The following is a 19,452-nucleotide window of genomic DNA, read 5'->3' on the forward strand; positions in this document are numbered from 1 at the left end:
TATATGCTTCAATCCTGAACGAAAAGATTGTATTGTCGCCTATCGGATTCAGCGACAATGCACCCTCGACAAGTCTGCGATCGCTGACAACCGCATTTCCGGCTGGATTGCATGCTCCCACGGGCCAACCGTATAACGCGCCACACTGCCGGGCGCAAGAAACCGCCGGCCCCACAACCATGCCACCACGCCCATGGTCATTCGCAGATTCACCTCGACACATGGCGCAATCATGCCCGAGCGCGTCACCATCATATCGACGCCTAAATATCCCTCATAGTCATCACCGATAATTGCCGTCATCACCCTGCCAAGCGCTGAAGACAAGGCGTGCAGATGCGCCCTGTCGGCACCCGAATCTACAAGCACCTGCTCAATCGCATCATCGTCGGCAATCACATTTCCCGAATAGGCCGCGCCTTCATGATTGAAGAACAGCGAATAGCCTGTCCACTTCACGACACCGTCGGCGGCATGGAAAAGCATTGCAAAGTCACGTGTCTTGTCGAGAGCCTTCTCGCACATCACACTGCCCTGTCGGCGCAACATGGCACCTACCCGCTGCTCGACACTGCGGCTCCAGGCATCGACATGAATCACCCCTCGCCCGCTGCTCGACCAAGGCGACTTCACGAAAATCGAGCCGTAACGCGACAAGCACTCCTTGACCGCGTCGACATCGACGGCTTCTACCGGAACGGGAGGAAGCTCAAAATCGACCTCACGCCCCAGTCGGGTCATTACATCGGCCGAAATGCGCCTGTGGCTCAATTCCCTTATCCGCTCAATACGGTCAATGCCGGGCACCTCGGCACCATATCCCGAAAGCACCTTACGCGAATGATGCGACCATCCCCACGGAGCGCCCTTGTATCCTGACATATCGTCACGACCCGTCACGGCCTTGACGCCAAACATACGCTCCATTTCGTCAAGCCACGCTGAAGGCACATCCGACGCCACTATGCAATCGTTGCGGTCACAGTACCACAACGGCAACACGGCACCGTCGCGACACAGCGCCTGCACCGTCGGCGACAGCGAGAACGTATTCTTCCCGTATCCGAGGGCTATGTCATTTTCAGGATTGAACAAATACACCTTCTTCATCGCCGGCAAAGTTATGGATAATTATCCAATCATCGCCCCATTCACGCCGTCGAAAAGATGCCAAATGTGCATTTCAACATGAATTTAGCCCCTGCCGCAAAATAAAACCGTCAAAATATTTGGTAATCTCACAATAAAGCCATAACTTTGCACCCGTAAATAACGACATCCATTTGGAGAGATGGCAGAGTGGTCGATTGCGGCGGTCTTGAAAACCGTTGAGGGTCACACCTCCGGGGGTTCGAATCCCTCTCTCTCCGCAATAAACGCTGAAAATCAGCAAATTGCAAAGCAAACACCCAATTTTACACCCAAGAATGTAAAATTGGGTGTTTTTGTATTCTTTAAGATTGATAGTATGGGAAGGTAAGTGGAAAACCTCCCTTTTAACGTGCAAACCACTTGTTTTTTCTTGGATATAACGGGGAATTTAGGGTCAAGCCGAAATGCCGGTGCATTTGTTAAAATTCGAGAGTTGGAACGTTAAAGCTCATGCATAGAGCTTGACGAGTCGGAATATGAAGAAGTCACGGTCTCTTACGCCGCGCATCTGCGAGCGGAAGATTTTCACTTTGGAGTTGAAGACTTCGGCCGAGGCATTAGTTGCGCGACGTCGGAAATAATTGAGGATAGTCGGGGCGTGGTTCCTGAACGTCTTGATGACAGAGCGGAAGTTGTTGTTGCCCAATGCCATTACTTTTTCATACCACTTGTTCATCCGACCCATTGCTTTGGTGGGTGATATCTTTGCGTTGAAGATTTGGCGCAGTTCCATAGCCAGATGGTATGCAGCTTTCAGTATCGGATAGTGTTTGAACAGAATGTTTGCGCGATGACGCTGTATGTCAGTCCATTTGTTCTGCGACATCATCAGGGTGTGCTTGCTGCGGGCAAGGATCTGGCGCATGGTCTCGCCGTTGGAATATGTAATTGGGGTCTCTGATTTGTCACGGCTGTTGTCTTCGGCAATGAGCTGTCGGCGTATGTCTATGCGAATTTCGTCGACAGCCTCGTTATAGACCTGCTGCACATGGAAGCGGTCGTTAACGACGTGGGCGTTGTAGAATACCTCGGCGGCTATCAGCATCATCGAGGGCGAGAGATCGCAGGTCACTTCTTTTACCCTGCGTCTGACCGATTTACCCATGGCTCCGATGAGGATTGTGGTTATCTCATCGCTCTTTGTGCCGGGTATGGCCGCCGCCAGCGTCCCACGGCCACCGTGTCCGTCCTTGTTCGTGAGGAAAGTCCATACCTCGCCGTTGCTCAGGCAGGTTTCGTCAAGACTCATGTACGGGCCGATATTGTTAGCGTTGAAGTAGAAGCCGCAACCGAGTTCGGCCTCACGCCATTCGGTATAACCGCTTATCCTGTTGCGATACTGTTCGGCAAAATATTTGCCGTTGACGCAGTACATCTGCGCTATATGCTTAATCGACAATGCCGTCGTCTCCACCTTCGTCTTTTAAAAAAGCCACGAACTCGGTGCTGAGTCGTGTCCTCTCCTCGTTGGGCAGTTCCAGGTTATATGAGAATATCTCGTTGGTCTTTTTGTCCCACCATTTGTTCTTGCGCATGTGCAGGAACACCGGTCTGCCGCGCATCGGATAGTCCTGGACTGTAACGTAATCCGTGTATCCACGTGCAACAATGTTCGGATTGCGGAAATCCTCATCCGACAGTTTCTTCTTCTCGTCAAGCCATATGTCGTAGGACTGGTCTGTCTTTTCAAACTTGACCATCTCAAACAGTTCGTCCAATCCTTCAGGCAGGAATTGCCAAAATGCATCTGCGGTTTTCATACCGCAAATTTAACACTTTTCCAAAAATTCATGCACCGGCATTTCGGCTTGACCCGGAATTTACGGATTAATCTCAACTATTAAAAACTGTCATTCAACAAGTTCAAATTCACATTTTCCCGATTCACATCCATTGAATATAACAGCAATCTGATGAATGCCGGGATAAAAAGTTCTTGTCGTTATGGGGCGAAACGAATGTTTCCTATTGACTTCCGTAATGGAGTTTCCTTTGTATTCCTTCTCACTGATTTTATAGACTTTCCTCGTCATCTCTCCATTCATTTTCCGATAATAGATTCCGTATTCCAATCTTATTGTCCGTTTTTCCGTATTATAATTGTTTAGATTAAAACAAAATTCAACAGAATCACCCATTTTTATTCTTTTTGTAAGAATCTTAAAGTCACCTATGCTGATATTGTCATTCAAACTCAGTCCAAACAGGTTCAATATCTCGTGATTCCCCTGCTTAAGCAATGTTCGGCATCCATGCTTGATAACCCAATCAATATTCTCTGATTGCCCTTTCCATTTTTTAGCCAAAGCAATTACGATTTGTGGATTATCCTTTGAAATATCGTTCAGGTTATTGGCAACACTCAACCTTACAAACCTGGATGGATCGTTTTTCAGATTTTCCATAATCGGAATGATGGGAGCTGGATTTTCTTTTAATTTAGGCAATGACATCGCCCACGGCAGACGAGGTCTGCACCCTTCCGATGCAAGCCTCCTTACCCCCCAGTGCGGATGTTTTGACCAAGCCAACATCTGTTTCATCATTTCATCTTGATATTTCACAATAAAGGCATGGGTCACAAATTCGCAAGTCGTGAATTGCGTAATTCGCTCAATGGCTTTCACTGATGTCTCATAGTCCTCTATTCCATATCGCTCCACATAATGGTCCAAAATAACCCCATATTCTAATGTCAGCAAATTGAAATTTTTATCGTCTATCTTTGAAAAATCGAGCAGTCTAACTTTTACACAGTCTAATAATTTAAAGATTTTCGCAACAGCTTCTTTATACTCGGTTGGCATAAACTTGTGCAGAACAGTAGTTATGTGTGCAATCCGCTGCTTATAACCTCTGTTCTCCCATTCTTCATCCATAACTAAAGTTACAAACTTGTCTACACTCATGTTCTGGAGAACAAGAGACAAGTCGTTGACAAACCTTCCAAAGAATGGCTTATCAAACATATTTTTAAAAGATTCTGCCATTACTTTTATCTTACTACTATACCATTTTCGATGTTGATTTCAATTTCATAGTCCTTTATATCCTTGATTCCGATGCCGCTATGAGTTCTTTATCTGCTTCGATATTCTTCATCTACAAAATAATACAATGCTCCATAGCACGATGGAGCGATTTATAAATGCAGAAGCACAAACTACTGATGCAACACTCGAAGTCGAAAGTCGTAGGAAACCTTGTGTACAGATGTAGAGGTAGCAGCCCATGCTGTATGCGTGAGAACCACTATGCAATCCCAGTACACTGGTGAATTTCCTACGTTCTCGACTTACAAGAGAGCATAACGCTTCTTATTTTCTTATTTCTTGGAAAGAGTTGCCCCTATCCGAATGCAAAATTAGTTATTTTATTGATGTTTTGGATTATATAGAGCGGAATTATAGCTTGAATCCTCTATTTTTTCTTGGCTCTTCCGCTGACTGTCGTAAACTTTGCCGTAATTTATTCCACTGTTCTTTGAACCATTCGTCCATCGACTGCTTGTTTATGGTCAGTATCAGTTTGCTATCATCGGTTGGATTCTTTTCCACCTTGAAAATATCATTCTTGATGTCAAACTTCCGTCTGTGTTCTTCGGAATAAATCCTGCCATTGCACCTGATAGCCTCTTTCTTGGTCAGGAGGCTCTCTATCATTTCTTTGGTGAAGCCGATGGCAGCACACAATTTTTCCATTCTCAACATCTCCCTGAGCATCGGAAACCACTTGAAAGCCTTTTCAAGCAAGGTATTCAGCCGTGATATTTCCTTGTCTTTGGCTTCAAGTTCCTGATTGTGTATTCCTTGAAGATTACGAATCTGTTTGCCATGCTGTTCCTGCATCTGTTGCATACGGACTTTTAAATCGTCAATGCTTTTGTTCCGTTTGGCAATCTCCTGATGCAGTTCCACATTGCTATGCTCCAGCTCTTTCAGTTTTCCGCTGCCGAAAAGAGAACCTACACCGCTTGCTATGGCTGTGGCAGCATCGGTGGCTGCGCTTTTGAGCTTGTCGGTGCGTATCTCCGATTTTACCTGTTTGAGTTCCTGTTCGGCAAGTTCCACCTGTTGTTCTTTATGCCGCTTTGCAGCATCTATGCGTTGCAGTTCGGCTTTCTGTTTTTCAATGATGAAGTCATTGCGTTCCAGATGTTCTTTGCCAGTAACATTTTTTGATTGCCCACGTTCCATCATTAGAATGTCTGATGCCAAAGTCTGCATTTTTGCCATATCCTCGTCATTGAGTTTACGGCTCTTTCCTGTATCGTGGTTCATCCAGTCAAAAACAATATGGGCATGATAATTCGGCTTAAACCATTTTTCACCCACTTGAAAACTCTCTTTGTCTTCTGCGTCAGGTTTTTCACCCAGCCAATGTCCTTCGTCCTTATGCAGGAATATTTGGAGTGGCGTGATGCCCCAGCGTCTTTGGCACTCTTCGCCAAATTCACGCACATCTGCCAATGTGGTGTCCGCTCTGATGAGCAACACTCCCTCACGGATAGGTGAACATCCTGCCACCTTGATTATTTTACCATTCTTTCCTTTGCGTTCCCGTTCTTTTTCCTGCATGGCACGTCCGGTCTTTTCCTTGACCATCCGTTTGATATTGTCATAGTGCGTTTGCAGTTCGGGAGTGCCGAAGTTCGGGTTTATCCATTGTTCGTTGTCGGCAGAAAGTTCGGACACAACATAGATTTTGGACACCCCGATGTTTCGTATATACTCGTCAGTCCTTCGGTTATGCGCCTCACTCGATGCGATGTTGCAAGGCTTTATGTGTATGCTTGATTTTGTTGCCATAGCTTCTTTTTTTGTTTACATTAGATTACTTTGTCCGCTTCCGTAACGGGGTTCTTAGGGGTAACCCATAAGCGGAGATTGCAAAGAGAGGGTCACTCTTTGCTCGGGGTTCTCAGGGGTGAAACGCCCTGAGTGGGTCATTAGGGCAAAGCCCTAATCCCCTCGGGAGAGCCCACAACTACGGAAGCGGAGCGTGTAGTTATAGTGGGCCACTAACCAATGTGCAATATTACATTATTGATTTATAGCTGTATAAACAGATTTGTATGTTGTTAAGCAACGAATAGGTAACAGAAATAATTTTTATCTGCGTATGCGTGACGTATAGAAGAATAGTGTGCTTTTCACTTACAAAAGTAGGGATAAAAAATGGAATTTGGAATAATTCCATGATGTATTTATAAACGGGTGCTTGCGTTCACAATGGACTGTTTTATAGTCTTACCCATAATCTAAATCATCAAATCGTTAGTTCTTAAATTATTTCCGTACCAAAATCGCAATTCTTTCAAGTAAAATGCGTAATTTTGTGTAACTTAAGGTAATTGGTTACATGAAACAACGGGTAAAAATAATCGGAATATCACGGCATCGCCTCTCAACTGATGGCGATGGTGTTACTACGCTTGTTGCCTTTCATGGCTGTCCTCTCAATTGTCGATATTGCCTGAACCCGCAGTCGCTGGGCGATGCTGGACATTTCCGCGAGTATTCGTCGGAGGAATTGTATGCCGAAACGAGCATTGACGAACTTTATTTCATCGCCACAAACGGAGGCGTGACTTTCGGAGGCGGCGAGCCATGTCTGCGTCCGCAGTTTATTCGTGAGTTCCGCGAACTGTGTGGTCCCTCATGGCAACTCAATCTGGAGACATCACTCAACGTGCCGTCTGCTAATGTCGAGGCTCTGCTCCCGGTGGTAAACACCCTGATTATCGACATCAAGGATATGAACCCCGCGATATACAACAGCTACACCGGACAATCAAACGACCTTGTTCTTGACAATCTCCGGCTGATAGCTGATTCGGGGAGACAAAAGGACTGCATAATCCGCTTACCGTTGATACCTGATTTCAACACAGAAACCGACCGCACGGCAAGCTGTTCCAGACTTGAGGCCCTCGGTTTCAACAACTTCGATTTATTCACCTACCAAATACGCAGACATTGACTATGGTACGAGGAAAACAGACTTGCAAAATCTTGAAAGAGATTCGCCGGCAGATTGCCGAGGCAAACGAGATTGAGTTAGTTACATCGGAATGTCGCTACAAAGGCGACTGTCTCGGTACGTGTCCCAAATGCGAAGCCGAAGTACGATATTTGGAGCAACATCTTCGTGTCCGCTCACTCGCCGGAAAAGCAGTTGCCCTTGCAGGAATCTCGGCTGGCATAATGCTTATGTCGGGATGTAACGGCAAATCATCGAATCTGTCAAACGAAACTTTGCAAGGTGAACCGGTGGCTCCCATTGAGCAAACAGAGGCAATGGATAGCATCGATGAAGAAGGTGAACAGCCGGAAGATACGATGTCTGTGTCACGGGATTTGTCTGTCATCAAAGAGGGCGAGATTGCCAGTGTTCCAATCCCAGGGGCAGTACCTGACTATCCCCCTGCAGATCCGGATGAGAAGGGTGTTTATAGCTGTGTTGAGCGAATGCCGGAATTTCCCGGAGGAAATGTTGAAATGTTGCATTTTATAAACCAACATCTGAAATATCCCGAAGAACAATTAAAAGAGGGGATTCAAGGTCGTGTGGTTGTAAAATTCTATGTAGATACATTGGGACGGGTTTGCGAGCCGGAGATTTTAAGAGGCAAGGATTCAGCTCTCGTCCGTGAGGCGTTGCGTGTAGTCCGGCTATTTCCGGATTTCACTCCAGGCACACTCAATGGCAAGAAAGTCAACACATACATGGTTCTTCCTATAACATTCAAATTACCTACAGATTGACTATGGCACGAGGAAAGCAGACCTGCAAGATTCTGAAAGAGATACGCCGACAGATAGCAGATGCCAACGGGATTGAGTTCGTGACATCGGAATGCCGCTATAAGGGCGACTGCCTCGGCACTTGCCCCAAATGTGAAGCAGAGGTGCGCTATTTGGAGCAACAGCTCCGCATCCGCTCCCTTGCCGGAAAAGCCATAGCCCTTGCCGGAATCTCGGCGACATTCCTCACCATGCTCATGCCGTCATCTATGCAGGCTCAGATACAATGTGATACACAATTCTCAACGGATAGTGTCTCAGTTCAATCGCGGATTGGAGCAGCATTAATAAAGGGTCGTGTTACTGGAATCTGGACAAAGCCGGGCGAGTCTAAAGGAGAACACGAGGTTTTGATAGGCACTGTCATCCAAAATATTAATACTAAGAAATCAATTAGCACTGACATTGATGGTAATTTTCAAATCGAGGCATGCTTGGGCGATTCGATAAAATTCTCATATATCGGATACAAACCACGTACTATATATGTGAATGACCTTGAAACTCCAATGAATGTTACGCTGGAGCAAGCAGATTATTTTATAGGTGAAATAGAAGGTGTTGTAGCCAAAGAACCGGCTAAGCCTGGGGGGATGCTTGATTTATATTTTGTCGATGAAAAGGGCAATGCGATTAATCCATCTGAAATAGATGTTTATAAAGTTTTTACTGATGAAAATGGTAGCGAAGATTATGAATCGCTATCATCCGATCATCAATATGATAATGACACTGCGATTAGAATAGAGTGGATTTATGATTGGGCACTTCAAGACAAAGACGGCAAGCCTCTTAAAGAAGCGACATTCCGCATAGAAGCCGAGGGTTACGACGACCCGGTGACAATCAAGGTCAAATATCCCCAACGCAACGCTAAGAAAACTATCAAGTTCAAAAATAAAAAGAAATAGCCGCTATGTCCGATTCTCTCCGATATAAGATAGTCCTGTGGATGATGTGGGTACAGATTGCGCTCCTGCCTATTATCGTAGTGATGATAAATGTGACAAATAGTGGCGTTATGTGGCGATGGAATTTGCTCAACTGGATGATGGTTGGAGGCTATATTCTTGGATTGCTCGCTCTCCCAGCCAGCCGAGGACTTGAAAAGCCGGGATTACTGAAATGGTGGTTGAGAATAGATTTCTGGTTCTCGCTCATTCCGGCTGTCATTGCACTGCCATTGCTCTTTTATGTCGGAAGGCATTATATAGATGCAGAGGATGGAGATTACGTTCTCTATCACACACGAGGTTTAATGATGGCCGCCCCGCACTATGGTTTAGGGAAAAAAGAGGGCCTATTTATTCGCCCCATGTCGAAATCCGTCCGGATTAATGATTATGATAATGTGAAAATTGAATGCTTTAAAGTCGACGCACAGAAAGGCTTCATGTATGGACTGGAGCGTGGGGTATCGCCTGCTACATGGGTTTTGCCGATTGATTCAGCCAAATACCATAATCATGCCAAGGAAATAACAGCACTAATAGACAGCTTATATCAATTACAGCCATTATTGATATCGCAATCTTGCGGAGCATTCGTTTTCCCTGACGATTTTGTCGAAATAAGCTACTTTGAAAAGCAAGTAACTTACGGAGGTTCTGCATCTTATGATATTGAAGATCAGGGTGATTGTATAGCTGTAAAGACTCCTGATGGCTATCTTATAGTACCACGATTGAAATTTACACAAGATTCTATCGGCGAATTATCACCTAAAGTGGTAAAAGCATTCATAAAAAGATTAGAAAATAGAAATAGCAAATAATGGATCAGATTGGTAAATTCATAGCCTCGGCGGTTGTCGTGTTCTTATTCATGTTCAGCCTTATATTCTGCTTCGACTCGCCCGACACGTTGACCAATATCTTATTGGTCAGTGCAAACGTGCTGTTTTGGGGCGGCATCCTTTGGCTTATCAACAGGAAAGGAGGCAAGCGATGAAACAAATCTGGTACAATCTCGAAGTAAGTAAAAGAAAGGAATCGCAAAAATGATGAGACAGCAGACTGATACAAATATATTCGCATGCTTCGTTTCCTACCCATCGCTGGTTGCAGATGTCTCGGAACAAATAAAAGACGAAGCAATTAAAAAAGGTGATATGTTTCGTTCCTATATTTGGGGCGAAGCGGGATTAGACCGTTATCTAAAGAATATCCAATATTCAGATTATGGACAAGATCTAAAACGGATTCTTTTCCAATTTTACGTTTTGCCCTGTGATTATGAACGAGTGCATATCAGAGATATTGAGAACTATCGCAAACGGGAAAAGGCCATTGGGATTTCAATAATCATTGAAAGTGATTTTTTTCAATATTCCGATGCCCAAAGAAAATGTATCTTAGTGTCATCTATCATTTCAAAAATCGAAGGACTAAAAGATGTCATCGAGAAGAATAGATTGGATACTAATATTGAACAACTTGTTTTAGACTTAAAGCAAGAATTAAGTAGTTATGTATAATTAACGAAAATGAGATGAAATAATGGAAACTTTAATGGAATTGATTGCTGAAATATTTATCCGTTCATGGTTCGGTTCGGCGATTCTTCATATCGGAGCCGGGCTTCGGTATGGTGGTTGTGGTTGTTCCGTCGCGGACAAAAAGTGACATACAGGCAAATCCGCTATGGGTCGGAAGATTTCAATAACATAGACCATGCCGACAACAACCTCGCCAACGGCTTTCTTGGATTCCTCGTTTTCGCAGTGATTCTGATTCTAATAGCCAAATAGTATAAATATGAAGAATGTTATATCAATGAAATATTATAAGCTGTCACATGACCTGAGGATAGGCAAGAAATACCCACAAGTAGATTGTCTTTGTCCTTTCACGGCATCTCAAATAAGTCCGTGGAATAAACTATTATGTAATCCCGATTTGAAATTCAAATTAAAAAAGGGGGCTATTATGTCAGACTATATCTCCACGACAGCCGGACCTGGGTGTGATATGCTTATATCTCCTGAATTATATGACTGTATCAGGCTTTTCAATGTCATGCCGTATCAGGTTTTTCCAGCTTTAATTGACGCCAATAAAGATATTAGGGAATACTTGTGGTTACATCTATACGGACTTCCTTTCGTGGATTTAATAGACTACAAAAAATCATCATTCATCAGGACAGAGTGGACTATTCCACAAGATTCTATTGCTCTGGAGTCTTTCAGCCAATATCAGCAATTAAAATCACAGGATAAGACTGGGGCTTTTGGCGTAACATTTGATTCGCTCACATTAAGAGATAGAAGCATAATTTGGGATTTGTTCTTTCCGTTTCCATTCGACAGTACAATCGTTATATCTGAACGATTAGCGGATGAGTTAATCAAGTCCAATTATACCGGTTTGTCGATCGAACCAACTGATTTAATCTCTTGCACATTGAATAATGAAACTGACTGACAACATCAGCAAAGCATTGACCGCCTTTCGTATGGCTGCGGCTGCTCAAGTTGCATCAACGGAGAGTGGCGATTATAAAAAAGGCAACAATGCCTTTGACCGGATTATTCAGATTCTTAAATATCTCAAGGAATTAGGAAAAATGAATGAATTGGAAGCATTGTTGTCTGATTCTAATGTAGGTGTAAGAATGTTTGCCGCATATGGTTTGCTGCCGAAATCTCCCAAAATCGCGGTTCCAGTTCTCAAAGAGATTTCACAAAGAGAGGATATACATTCCCTTACCGCAAAAGCGACACTTGAACAGTGGGAACAAGACACTTTAATATATCCATTTTAGTTTTTAGCGTTACGATTATGAAAAAGTGGCATAAAATATTAGGTGTTATAACCTTTGGAGCGATTGGCATTTGCGAATTGCTCTTATGTGCCAATACCTATGTGGATTTGAAATATATAGCATTAGACCTTTATTGGCCGGATGAGATTGAGAGATTGTATCAGAGGACAAATTCTCTATCAATAGCTCTTCTTCTCAATTATATCATCGCACTTGCCCTGTTCATTTGTCTATGGCGGAAAGGAACGAACAAGACTAACCCTTCGCCTATCAAAATTATTTCAGTCGGAAAAATTACATTGCCCTTCACTTTTGAGAAAACTTACTGCCGCCTTGGAGTATTTACTGAAAATAATGGCATTGAACGTATGGAAGCCTATTTTGTCAGAAACGACAAAACAGCAATCTGTTATAAAAATAGTCTTTTTTATCAAGTTGTCATTGATGATGCAAAGCATGATAAATACGACAATAGCGAAATAAATACAGGCACTATTATTAATATTCGCGCAACAACAGGACTTGCTAATTACATTGTTAAATTGTCGGATGAGAGATTGATTGTATTTGAGATTCTTCCCGAAGGTTACGGTGAACTATATGAAAATTTCACAATAGTACTCCCAAGTGATGACAGATACTCGGAGTATTTGGAAGATTATAACAAGGGAACTGAACTTGATTACTGAACAGAAAATAAGCGATGATACTGACCGATAAACGATTTTGGATATTTGAGGCATTTGTGGCTTTTGTTTCAGTAGGAGTGGGTTATAGTATGTTGTATATGGAATGGGATACATACTACACGGTCATATTCCTATTATGTGGTTTGTTGAGCGGATTCGTTGCATTTAAGTGGTTTAGAAAAAGTAATTTCAGACTTTCTTTGTCGGTTTGGATAGCCAACAGCCTATCTGTTGCAATTTGTTTTCTTTTACCCAATTTAAATAAATCCACAACACATTTAGATTACCTGATATTATTTTTGATAATGTATTCATTAATCTCAATCATCCCATACATTGTCATAACAAAAATTTACTCACTTATCTCAAAACGACTATGACACATAAATTGGCTTTATTTTGGACAGCATGGGGAGTGATGCTGCTTCTCATGGTCTATCGTTGTATGTCCGAGGGTTGGCGAGGAGATACGACATTGCTTGGTGGAGCTTATGCGCTGTCGCTGTTATCGGCTTGGCTGTGCCATAGGATAAGACAGAGAATCGCCTTTGGCAATCTGATTGTGATGATTGTCTATAATGCTATATTGAGTTATAATCTGGCATTTCACAGTCGGTATGGAGCCGGACTGACTTGGTGGCTCTTCGCACTGCTACTAAACGCCGTCCATTCAATCGCATTACTCGCATTCATAATTGCGCATACAATAAAACAGGAAAAAGTTAGCGACTGATAGATAATCGGTTTTGAAAATTTGAATGCTTTACCATTGCGCGGCATAGATTACTTCTTCCTGTAGATATATGCTGCAATGATGATTGTCAAGGCTGTCAGCCCGGAATATACAACTGAAATTTGTGTCAGCACATCGGAATGAATCAGTTTCACATTGGCGAATATGACGAGGGCAAAAAACGTGGCAAGTATTAGCAGCAATGCAATCATGCACCAGAATGTTGTCTGTGTCATGGATATGCGATTCTCATTGCGACGGATATCCTTGTCTGCCTTTTTGCTTTCTATGCGAATCCGAGATATGGCATTGTCAACAATGGTATTGATTTCTTCAAGTAATGCCTGTCTGTCGTTTTCTGCAAATCTTATCGGAAATGATGTTTTAAGCAGGTCGTGGAGATTTTGCATTGTTCCTGCGTATGCACCGATTCCTTCAATGAGGCTTTCCAACTTTTTATGCGCATCCGCAATCTCCGGCTTGAGCCTGCGGAACTCGTTGGCAAGCGCATCATTCCGTTGTTCAAGTCTTTGCCGACGTGCTTCTTCCGCTGTTACTGCTGTTACCTCTTCTATTTCAGAAGTCTTTGCCATTTCGGATGTGGCTTCTGTGGGCTGCACATCCTTGCTGTAATCGTATTTCCTGTTTGCCATAGGTGTATTCTTTATCTTCTGCGTCCTGATTTCGTTTCCTTGCCAAAATGTGCCGCCGCTGCACGGGCGCATCTGCGGGCGCGTTCAATCTCGTCCTCGTCTTTTTTGTCACGCCAGTTGTCATCATTGTGTGAACCGCCTCCACCGCCTCCCGTTGAAACGGAGCCAACTGCCGTCAATCCCACGAACAAGGCTACCGCCATATCGGTGAGTTCTTTCCAGTTCGCCGTCTCGCGATAGTCGAACTCATCGTTGAACACCTGCATGACATCATCGGGAATATAGAACAGGGAGGTCTTGCCGTCGTGCGGCAGCTCGTATCGGGAAGTGTTCTCATGCCATGACGAATAGTCTGCGACAGGTTCGCTGGAAAGTTGCAGTGGCTTTGCAACAGGCTTTGCGGCGACTGGAACAACAGGTACATCCGTCTTTGGCACGATTTTACCGACAGGCTGCACAGTCTTTGTTTCGGACTGGTCGTGAAGTTTCTGCCAGGTCTGTTCAATCTTCGATGCCATGAGTTTGCGCCCCTTGCCAAGTTCGGATGCCTTGAATTTGGCTTTGCCCTTTCCGACCACATAACCCTTTATGCCGCCTTTGTCGTCCGGCCGTTCCACAAGTGTGTACCCATTTGCCCGCACCCTTGCTACATAATCATCCCAAGACCATGACGGCATTGCCTTCAGAATGTCCATAAGGTCTTCGGCAACCTTGACGGCGTTTGCCTTGTGGATTTCCTTCGCGGTTATCCATCCACGCTGGACGGCAACAGCCTGCGCCGCATCATGCGCGCGGATATGTATCTTGTGGTCGTTGTTCGTCCTGCCGTTCCTGTCCTTTCGGCACACGGCGGCATGGAGGTGGGGAATCCGGCTGTCGGATTCAAGATGCAGCCACACCGTGTAGATGCTGTCCGCGAGGTTTGTCTTGTGGGAATACACTTTGCCGTCTTCATCCGCCATCTCTATTTTGTCATACTCCCGGACAAAATCATCCCACAACTGCTGCCAGTCCTGCATGGTGAAGTCCTTTGTATGTTCTTTCGCCGGACTGATTTCAATGCGGATAACATTATTCTTCATCGGCGCGTGGGCTTTCATCATGTCCCATACGCCTTGCGCGTCAAGTCCGCACGGAAGCAGGTTGTCCTTGACATGATATATCAGTTCCGGGTGTTTCTTGTTTCTCGACTCACCGGATATGTATCGGATATCATTTATTCCGTGGTTTATGGATTTTGCCTTGCCTATCATGTCGGTGCCTCCTCCTTGTCTGTTTCTGCTACTGTTTCTTGTTGTACCGTCATGTTTTTCACCGCCGGTATGCGGTTCGGGGCGAAATGTTTCTTGATGAGCCTCGTAATCATGTCAGCGGTCTTGCCGAGAAGCCGTAGCGCGCCTATCATCCACGGCTGGTTACGGAACATCGCCCTGCGCTCGTCCTGTGACATTGCGTTAAGCATCGAGGTGTATTTCGCATAGTCGCTGCGTGCGATGACAAGCTGCTCGCGGACTGCCTCCTGTTCCGGTGTCAGCCGTACTTTCGGCTCGTATCCGTATGCGCGGGAAAGCACATAGTCACTGAGGCTCATGCCGCACTCATTGGCAATGCTTGTGATTTTCTCCCGTTGCGACTTGCTGACACGGAACGAGATTGTCGAATCACGTTTCTCCTTGACTTTCTTCTTTTTGTTTTCCGTGTCTTCTGCATTCACGGCGGCATCGGTTATTCTGTCTTTGGTTTCAACCGGTTCCGTGTTGCCGGGTAATTTCTGTTCAGTTTTCATAAGCGGTAATTGATGATTCTACAAAAGGTACCGGTGCGAGCCTGCGAGCGGCGTTCTCCGTTGGACTGCGGGACAACGGCAAGAGAGCCGTGCGTGGAATGACCGTCAGGAAATGTAATGCAGCGGCATATCTTGAAACACCACTCATCTTCCTTCCCTCCTTTTTCTTCCTTTTCTGCCCTGCCTTTGGCATTATCCCATCGCTGTTTTAGGCTGTTTCGCCTATATTATAAGAGGTATGACAGCCGCCTGTAGGTCGCACCTTACCCGGATTACTTGTTGTCGTCGGGAAGTCTGTCGAAGGCTGTCTTCACAGCTTCGGCATCGGTGGTGATACGCATCAGCGCAACGGTCGCCTTGAGTGCCTGTGCCTGGTTGCAGAATTGCGTGACGGTATTAAGGAGGACTTCCGACCGTCCGACACGGAACGACATCACAGCGTCTGCCGTCAGGGTGTTGGTCTTGTTCATGCCGTGGTTCAGGAACCGGTTTACTGCCAGCCTGTCAGCCGGATCGATGTCCTCATACTTGCCGTTGCCCGTGGCATGGCTTACCATGACACGTACGGCGTCCGCCTGATAAAGTGTACAAGAGTTGAGGAATGCAAGTACATGGGCGAACTCCGCCTTGAGTTCGCCTCTTGCGCGGGGCTGTCTGCCATTGTTTTTTCCGCTGTTGTCCTTTTGCGCGGAAACATTGCTGTTCACCTGCGACACATTGTTTTCATTGTTCATACTGAAATGGTTTAAATGGTTTTTGAATACTGCTTGATTGATGTTTGAATTTCATTTGAATGTTCGTTACTTGTCCGTACAGCGGTTTACAAGATACTGCGCGGCATCGCTGTCAATTTCCGCCTGTGACTTGACACGGATGTTTGTCAGCCATGTGTCAAGGTCTGCCTTCGAGAAGAAACACAGTTTGCCGTTGGGCTTGTAATAAGGGATTGCACGGCGCATCATCAGTTTGTAGAGATAGCTCGGCTTGAGTCCGAGGTACTTTGCAGCCTCGGTGGTGGTGAGTAGGTTTCTTTCTGTTTCCATATCGCTTTCAATTTGTTTTTATTCCTGTTGCCATTCAGCATAACACCTTGCGTTTCTGCTGTTTTATGCCTTATGTTTCGCTTGCAAAGTTACTTTGGACTTGAAGTGGCGCAATGTGGCCCGAATGGGGAAAGTGCATAAGACAGCAATGCGCCATACTACTGGTATTCAGCGGTATGGCGCATTGCCGTAATCTTCTTGTGTTATGTCAGATGGGGAACCGGCGGGCTGTTATGGGGTACGGTTCAGTTGCCGGGCTTTTTCGATGGCATTGTCGATGGATTTGCGGTATTCCCGGTTCTCTCTTGTCGCGCCTTGCGCGCACACATCGTTGCGGTGCTTGTCGTAATATGACTTGGATATTCCGCAACGTTGCAGGAAATCTTCCGCCCACTGTTTTCCACGCTCACGCGGCTTGACGGTCTGCGATACGGACAACACCATGTAGCAGATGCGCAGGTTCTCTTTCGGACGCACGGTGACAGGCTGCACCGTCGGCTTCAGGTTCATGAAGTTCACGAAGTCGGAGCCGGAAAGATGTCCGAACTGGCAGTCGTTGCAGACCTCGTAGATGAACAGGCACAAGGCAAGGTCAACGGTGTCCATCCATGCGGATGTGTCTTTGAACAGGATGCCGTCACTCATGCGCGTCCCCCTTCATCCGTCTAATGTCGCTGATGATGCTTCCCGAAATGCCTTTCAGTCTCTCGACCAGCACGGAAAGGAACACCGGCTTGAAACAATACACGCAGAAAGTTCGGTCACGCTCCTGCTGTAACTCATTATATAAAAGGTTCACACGCGCGTGGGCTGTGTCGTATTCCGCTTTCTTTGCATCGCACAAAGGGTCAAGCGACTTGTAATCCTCAGAGTCGAGCGGCAGGAAATCCAGCCGGTTGCTCATTGCCGAATACTCGCGCCACAGTCCGGTGGAAATATCTTTCGCTTCCTCATACTTTGCCTCATAGGGTTTTAAGTGGTCATTGAAGATGCCCTCAAAATCCACGGACTGCAATCCTAAATTATCTAATGACAGGAATTTTTCTGCCTTCGAAAAAAGGGAAAAGGAAATCTCGTTCAACTGTTCCGCATCGTCATGGAACATCGCAGCCGCCTCTGTCACTATTTGGTTTGTCTCATTGAAATCCTTGTAGAACAGGGATAGCAGCAAAGCCTGTTCAAAGGTGATGCTGTCCTGCTTACAAGTGGCAAGCAAGTTATTTACCTCTTGCAGCCGTTGTGTTATCTGTTGTATCATCATAATCATCAGGAATTGAAAAGGTCATCCATTGTCACCTCGCTGTGAACTATACTTTTGTTTTTAGCATTGGCCACGCCGTAGGTTGTGACAAATGTGTTTACTAGTGTTTTCTTGTTTTTTGTCGCCATACGGAACAAACCCATACGTTCACGGAGTTTCATCTCATAACTTGTTGTAATACCGTATAGATCTGTACTAAACTTCATTTCACACAAATGAATTATGCGGTCTGCACGTTCAATAATCATGTCTATCTGAAAGCCGGGTATACCATCGCCTTTGTCAGCCTTGCTTCGCCATGTAGAAATGGCAGTTCCAACTCCGGCGATGCCCAATGCAGTTTTAATTTGCCTATGATGATTCAGGCAAACAAGCTCAAAACTTAGTCCCATCCATGCTGACACACTTCGTGAATCAAGGTTATTGCTCCACCACAATCCGTCTTTTGTATTATTGGGTTCAATGAACTTATAATAGAACAATGTAAAAAAGTCGGTAAGTCTGAACAGACTGTCTCGTGTTTTGTTCCCGTAATGGGACAGCCGTGTGATAAAATCGCAGCGTTCAAGATTTCTCAATATTTTGCTCAGAAAAGCACCTTCAATGCCGGTCATACGGAGAATGTCCTCACGTGTCAGACCTAATTTGTTTTCCGACAACAGTCTAACGACTGAAATATAAGTGTCGGCCTTGGCAAACAACGCTGTATAGAGTTCATCGAACTCACCCCGGAGCTGTGCGCCTTCCGCGAATATCAGGCGGTCTATATTCTGTGCAAGACTGTCCGAAACATTCAGTAGGCTCAGATAAAAAGGTGTTCCGCCAAATATCATATAACATTGGAGTATTTGGTATCTGTCCCATTGGCAGTTTCTTTGCCTCAGATACTCTTCTGTTTCATGCAAGGTGAATGGAGAAAGATGCAGGTTGCATGTGATACGGGCGTGCAATCCGCCCTGATTGCCTCCTATCTTGTCAGCCATCCAAGATGTTGCCGATCCGGTCGCGATGAACACTATGTCGGTACGTCGGTTCCCCCATCCGTTCCAGAAATTCTCCAATGCACTGACAAAATTGGAACGTTGGGTGTCCATCCACGGCATTTCATCTATGAAAACAACCTTTTTCCGTTTGCTTGGAAGTTTTTCGAGATAGTCGGCGAGCGCATTGAAAGCCTCGTACCAATTGGCTACTTTCGGCTGTTTCTTTTTGGAATGCCGTTCTATGGCTCTCATAAAATCCTGTAACTGTATCTTTGCCGGTGTCTTATGTTCACCAACAAAAGTAAAGTCATATTTGTAGTTAAAAAACTTGTCTATAAGATATGTCTTGCCGATACGTCGGCGACCGCTGACGATTACAAACTCAGATCTGTCGGAATCCAAGCACCGCTGCAGTTCTTCACACTCTCTGTTTCGGGATATCAGTCTATCTTGCATAACTTTTCCATTGATTTTGCAAAGGTACTGATTTTTAATCGTAAAAAAGAATGTTTTATGCTGACTTTTTACCTTATCGGTGAAATTTTATAAGATAAGGTAATATCTCAGCATATATTTGTATG

Annotated in this window: 23 protein-coding genes and 1 tRNA gene; 11 read left to right on the forward strand and 13 right to left on the reverse strand. The window is 44.9% G+C overall.

Going from position 1 to position 19,452, the window contains the following annotated elements; translation table 11 throughout:
* Window positions 1-48 precede the first annotated feature (48 nt).
* Window positions 49-1,110 (reverse strand): hypothetical protein, encoded by a 1,062-nt coding sequence (locus E7746_RS08480; protein ID WP_136410541.1) that lies wholly within the window; start codon window positions 1,108-1,110, stop codon window positions 49-51.
* A gap of 175 nt (window positions 1,111-1,285) precedes the next feature.
* Here E7746_RS08480 and E7746_RS08485 point away from each other — a divergent pair.
* Window positions 1,286-1,370: transfer RNA gene (locus E7746_RS08485), tRNA-Ser, on the forward strand.
* A 230-nt stretch (window positions 1,371-1,600) separates the two neighbouring features.
* Here E7746_RS08485 and E7746_RS08490 read toward each other — a convergent pair.
* The 4 genes from E7746_RS08490 to E7746_RS08515 all read right to left on the reverse strand — a co-directional run bounded on the left by E7746_RS08490 (window position 1,601) and on the right by E7746_RS08515 (window position 5,960).
* The gene (locus E7746_RS08490; RefSeq protein ID WP_238337158.1) at window positions 1,601-2,551 is read right to left on the reverse strand and encodes an ISAon1 family transposase; all 951 of its coding nucleotides are present in this window, start codon (window positions 2,549-2,551) and stop codon (window positions 1,601-1,603) included.
* Window positions 2,541-2,912, reverse strand: a complete 372-nt coding sequence (locus tag E7746_RS08495) for an ISAon1 family transposase N-terminal region protein (RefSeq protein WP_136410542.1) — start codon at window positions 2,910-2,912, stop codon at window positions 2,541-2,543. Before E7746_RS08495 ends, E7746_RS08490 begins: the two co-directional genes overlap by 11 nt.
* A 90-nt stretch (window positions 2,913-3,002) precedes the next feature.
* Window positions 3,003-4,142 (reverse strand): DNA alkylation repair protein, encoded by a 1,140-nt coding sequence (locus tag E7746_RS08500; RefSeq protein WP_065538229.1) that lies wholly within the window; start codon window positions 4,140-4,142, stop codon window positions 3,003-3,005.
* 414 nt (window positions 4,143-4,556) lie between these two features.
* Window positions 4,557-5,960 (reverse strand): mobilization protein, encoded by a 1,404-nt coding sequence (locus tag E7746_RS08515; protein WP_123486818.1) that lies wholly within the window; start codon window positions 5,958-5,960, stop codon window positions 4,557-4,559.
* Between the two features lie 553 nt (window positions 5,961-6,513).
* On the opposite strand from E7746_RS08515, the gene E7746_RS08520 reads away from it, so the two are divergent.
* The 10 genes from E7746_RS08520 to E7746_RS08555 all read left to right on the forward strand — a co-directional run bounded on the left by E7746_RS08520 (window position 6,514) and on the right by E7746_RS08555 (window position 12,412).
* Window positions 6,514-7,134, forward strand: a complete 621-nt coding sequence (locus tag E7746_RS08520; RefSeq protein ID WP_135472756.1) for a radical SAM protein — start codon at window positions 6,514-6,516, stop codon at window positions 7,132-7,134.
* Between the two features lie 32 nt (window positions 7,135-7,166).
* Window positions 7,167-7,919, forward strand: coding sequence for an energy transducer TonB (locus E7746_RS08525; RefSeq protein ID WP_168184341.1), 753 nt, complete (start codon window positions 7,167-7,169; stop codon window positions 7,917-7,919).
* A 2-nt stretch (window positions 7,920-7,921) separates the two neighbouring features.
* The gene (locus E7746_RS15280; RefSeq protein ID WP_238337159.1) at window positions 7,922-8,869 is read left to right on the forward strand and encodes a hypothetical protein; all 948 of its coding nucleotides are present in this window, start codon (window positions 7,922-7,924) and stop codon (window positions 8,867-8,869) included.
* Between the two features lie 5 nt (window positions 8,870-8,874).
* Entirely contained in the window at window positions 8,875-9,732 is an 858-nt protein-coding gene (locus tag E7746_RS08535; RefSeq protein ID WP_238337160.1) for a hypothetical protein, read from the forward strand.
* Window positions 9,732-9,908 (forward strand): hypothetical protein, encoded by a 177-nt coding sequence (locus tag E7746_RS15125; protein WP_168184342.1) that lies wholly within the window; start codon window positions 9,732-9,734, stop codon window positions 9,906-9,908. Before E7746_RS08535 ends, E7746_RS15125 begins: the two co-directional genes overlap by 1 nt.
* 49 nt (window positions 9,909-9,957) lie before the next feature.
* Window positions 9,958-10,434, forward strand: coding sequence for a hypothetical protein (locus E7746_RS08540; protein ID WP_135472753.1), 477 nt, complete (start codon window positions 9,958-9,960; stop codon window positions 10,432-10,434).
* Between the two features lie 144 nt (window positions 10,435-10,578).
* Window positions 10,579-10,707, forward strand: coding sequence for a hypothetical protein (locus E7746_RS15330; protein WP_262709693.1), 129 nt, complete (start codon window positions 10,579-10,581; stop codon window positions 10,705-10,707).
* A 7-nt stretch (window positions 10,708-10,714) separates the two neighbouring features.
* Window positions 10,715-11,383: a hypothetical protein gene (locus E7746_RS08545; RefSeq protein ID WP_135472752.1), complete on the forward strand. Its 669-nt coding sequence runs from the start codon at window positions 10,715-10,717 to the stop codon at window positions 11,381-11,383.
* Window positions 11,370-11,723: a hypothetical protein gene (locus E7746_RS08550; protein WP_135472751.1), complete on the forward strand. Its 354-nt coding sequence runs from the start codon at window positions 11,370-11,372 to the stop codon at window positions 11,721-11,723. The genes E7746_RS08545 and E7746_RS08550 overlap by 14 nt, the downstream gene beginning before the upstream one ends.
* A gap of 17 nt (window positions 11,724-11,740) precedes the next feature.
* Window positions 11,741-12,412 (forward strand): hypothetical protein, encoded by a 672-nt coding sequence (locus E7746_RS08555; RefSeq protein ID WP_135472750.1) that lies wholly within the window; start codon window positions 11,741-11,743, stop codon window positions 12,410-12,412.
* A gap of 783 nt (window positions 12,413-13,195) precedes the next feature.
* On the opposite strand, the gene E7746_RS08560 is transcribed toward E7746_RS08555, so the two are convergent.
* The 8 genes from E7746_RS08560 to E7746_RS08595 form a co-directional block, all read right to left on the reverse strand.
* The gene (locus E7746_RS08560) at window positions 13,196-13,798 is read right to left on the reverse strand and encodes a hypothetical protein (RefSeq protein ID WP_135472749.1); all 603 of its coding nucleotides are present in this window, start codon (window positions 13,796-13,798) and stop codon (window positions 13,196-13,198) included.
* Between the two features lie 11 nt (window positions 13,799-13,809).
* Window positions 13,810-15,051 (reverse strand): relaxase, encoded by a 1,242-nt coding sequence (locus tag E7746_RS08565; protein ID WP_135472748.1) that lies wholly within the window; start codon window positions 15,049-15,051, stop codon window positions 13,810-13,812.
* Entirely contained in the window at window positions 15,048-15,584 is a 537-nt protein-coding gene (locus tag E7746_RS08570; protein WP_135472747.1) for a plasmid mobilization protein, read from the reverse strand. Before E7746_RS08570 ends, E7746_RS08565 begins: the two co-directional genes overlap by 4 nt.
* A 272-nt stretch (window positions 15,585-15,856) precedes the next feature.
* Window positions 15,857-16,318, reverse strand: coding sequence for a hypothetical protein (locus E7746_RS08575; protein WP_135472746.1), 462 nt, complete (start codon window positions 16,316-16,318; stop codon window positions 15,857-15,859).
* A gap of 66 nt (window positions 16,319-16,384) precedes the next feature.
* Window positions 16,385-16,627, reverse strand: coding sequence for a helix-turn-helix domain-containing protein (locus E7746_RS08580; RefSeq protein ID WP_135472745.1), 243 nt, complete (start codon window positions 16,625-16,627; stop codon window positions 16,385-16,387).
* A 231-nt stretch (window positions 16,628-16,858) separates the two neighbouring features.
* Entirely contained in the window at window positions 16,859-17,272 is a 414-nt protein-coding gene (locus E7746_RS08585; protein ID WP_135472744.1) for a hypothetical protein, read from the reverse strand.
* On the reverse strand, window positions 17,265-17,888 hold the full coding sequence (locus E7746_RS08590) for a hypothetical protein (RefSeq protein WP_135472743.1): 624 nt from the start codon (window positions 17,886-17,888) through the stop codon (window positions 17,265-17,267). Before E7746_RS08590 ends, E7746_RS08585 begins: the two co-directional genes overlap by 8 nt.
* Window positions 17,889-17,893: 5 nt before the next feature.
* The gene (locus E7746_RS08595; protein ID WP_135472742.1) at window positions 17,894-19,327 is read right to left on the reverse strand and encodes an AAA family ATPase; all 1,434 of its coding nucleotides are present in this window, start codon (window positions 19,325-19,327) and stop codon (window positions 17,894-17,896) included.
* Window positions 19,328-19,452: the final 125 nt, after the last annotated feature.

The sequence above is a fragment of the Muribaculum gordoncarteri genome (assembly GCF_004803695.1).
Taxonomy (GTDB): Bacteria; Bacteroidota; Bacteroidia; order Bacteroidales; family Muribaculaceae; genus Muribaculum; species Muribaculum gordoncarteri.

Coding starts and splice junctions, on each gene's coding strand:
- E7746_RS08480 (WP_136410541.1), bottom strand. CDS start 1,110: ATGAAGAAGGTGTATTTGTTCAATCCTGAAAATGACATAGCCCTCGGA.
- E7746_RS08495 (WP_136410542.1), bottom strand. CDS start 2,912: ATGAAAACCGCAGATGCATTTTGGCAATTCCTGCCTGAAGGATTGGAC.
- E7746_RS08500 (WP_065538229.1), bottom strand. CDS start 4,142: ATGGCAGAATCTTTTAAAAATATGTTTGATAAGCCATTCTTTGGAAGG.
- E7746_RS08515 (WP_123486818.1), bottom strand. CDS start 5,960: ATGGCAACAAAATCAAGCATACACATAAAGCCTTGCAACATCGCATCG.
- E7746_RS08520 (WP_135472756.1), top strand. CDS start 6,514: ATGAAACAACGGGTAAAAATAATCGGAATATCACGGCATCGCCTCTCA.
- E7746_RS15280 (WP_238337159.1), top strand. CDS start 7,922: ATGGCACGAGGAAAGCAGACCTGCAAGATTCTGAAAGAGATACGCCGA.
- E7746_RS08535 (WP_238337160.1), top strand. CDS start 8,875: ATGTCCGATTCTCTCCGATATAAGATAGTCCTGTGGATGATGTGGGTA.
- E7746_RS15125 (WP_168184342.1), top strand. CDS start 9,732: ATGGATCAGATTGGTAAATTCATAGCCTCGGCGGTTGTCGTGTTCTTA.
- E7746_RS08540 (WP_135472753.1), top strand. CDS start 9,958: ATGATGAGACAGCAGACTGATACAAATATATTCGCATGCTTCGTTTCC.
- E7746_RS08545 (WP_135472752.1), top strand. CDS start 10,715: ATGAAGAATGTTATATCAATGAAATATTATAAGCTGTCACATGACCTG.
- E7746_RS08550 (WP_135472751.1), top strand. CDS start 11,370: ATGAAACTGACTGACAACATCAGCAAAGCATTGACCGCCTTTCGTATG.
- E7746_RS08555 (WP_135472750.1), top strand. CDS start 11,741: ATGAAAAAGTGGCATAAAATATTAGGTGTTATAACCTTTGGAGCGATT.
- E7746_RS08560 (WP_135472749.1), bottom strand. CDS start 13,798: ATGGCAAACAGGAAATACGATTACAGCAAGGATGTGCAGCCCACAGAA.
- E7746_RS08565 (WP_135472748.1), bottom strand. CDS start 15,051: ATGATAGGCAAGGCAAAATCCATAAACCACGGAATAAATGATATCCGA.
- E7746_RS08570 (WP_135472747.1), bottom strand. CDS start 15,584: ATGAAAACTGAACAGAAATTACCCGGCAACACGGAACCGGTTGAAACC.
- E7746_RS08575 (WP_135472746.1), bottom strand. CDS start 16,318: ATGAACAATGAAAACAATGTGTCGCAGGTGAACAGCAATGTTTCCGCG.
- E7746_RS08580 (WP_135472745.1), bottom strand. CDS start 16,627: ATGGAAACAGAAAGAAACCTACTCACCACCACCGAGGCTGCAAAGTAC.
- E7746_RS08585 (WP_135472744.1), bottom strand. CDS start 17,272: ATGAGTGACGGCATCCTGTTCAAAGACACATCCGCATGGATGGACACC.
- E7746_RS08590 (WP_135472743.1), bottom strand. CDS start 17,888: ATGATGATACAACAGATAACACAACGGCTGCAAGAGGTAAATAACTTG.
- E7746_RS08595 (WP_135472742.1), bottom strand. CDS start 19,327: ATGCAAGATAGACTGATATCCCGAAACAGAGAGTGTGAAGAACTGCAG.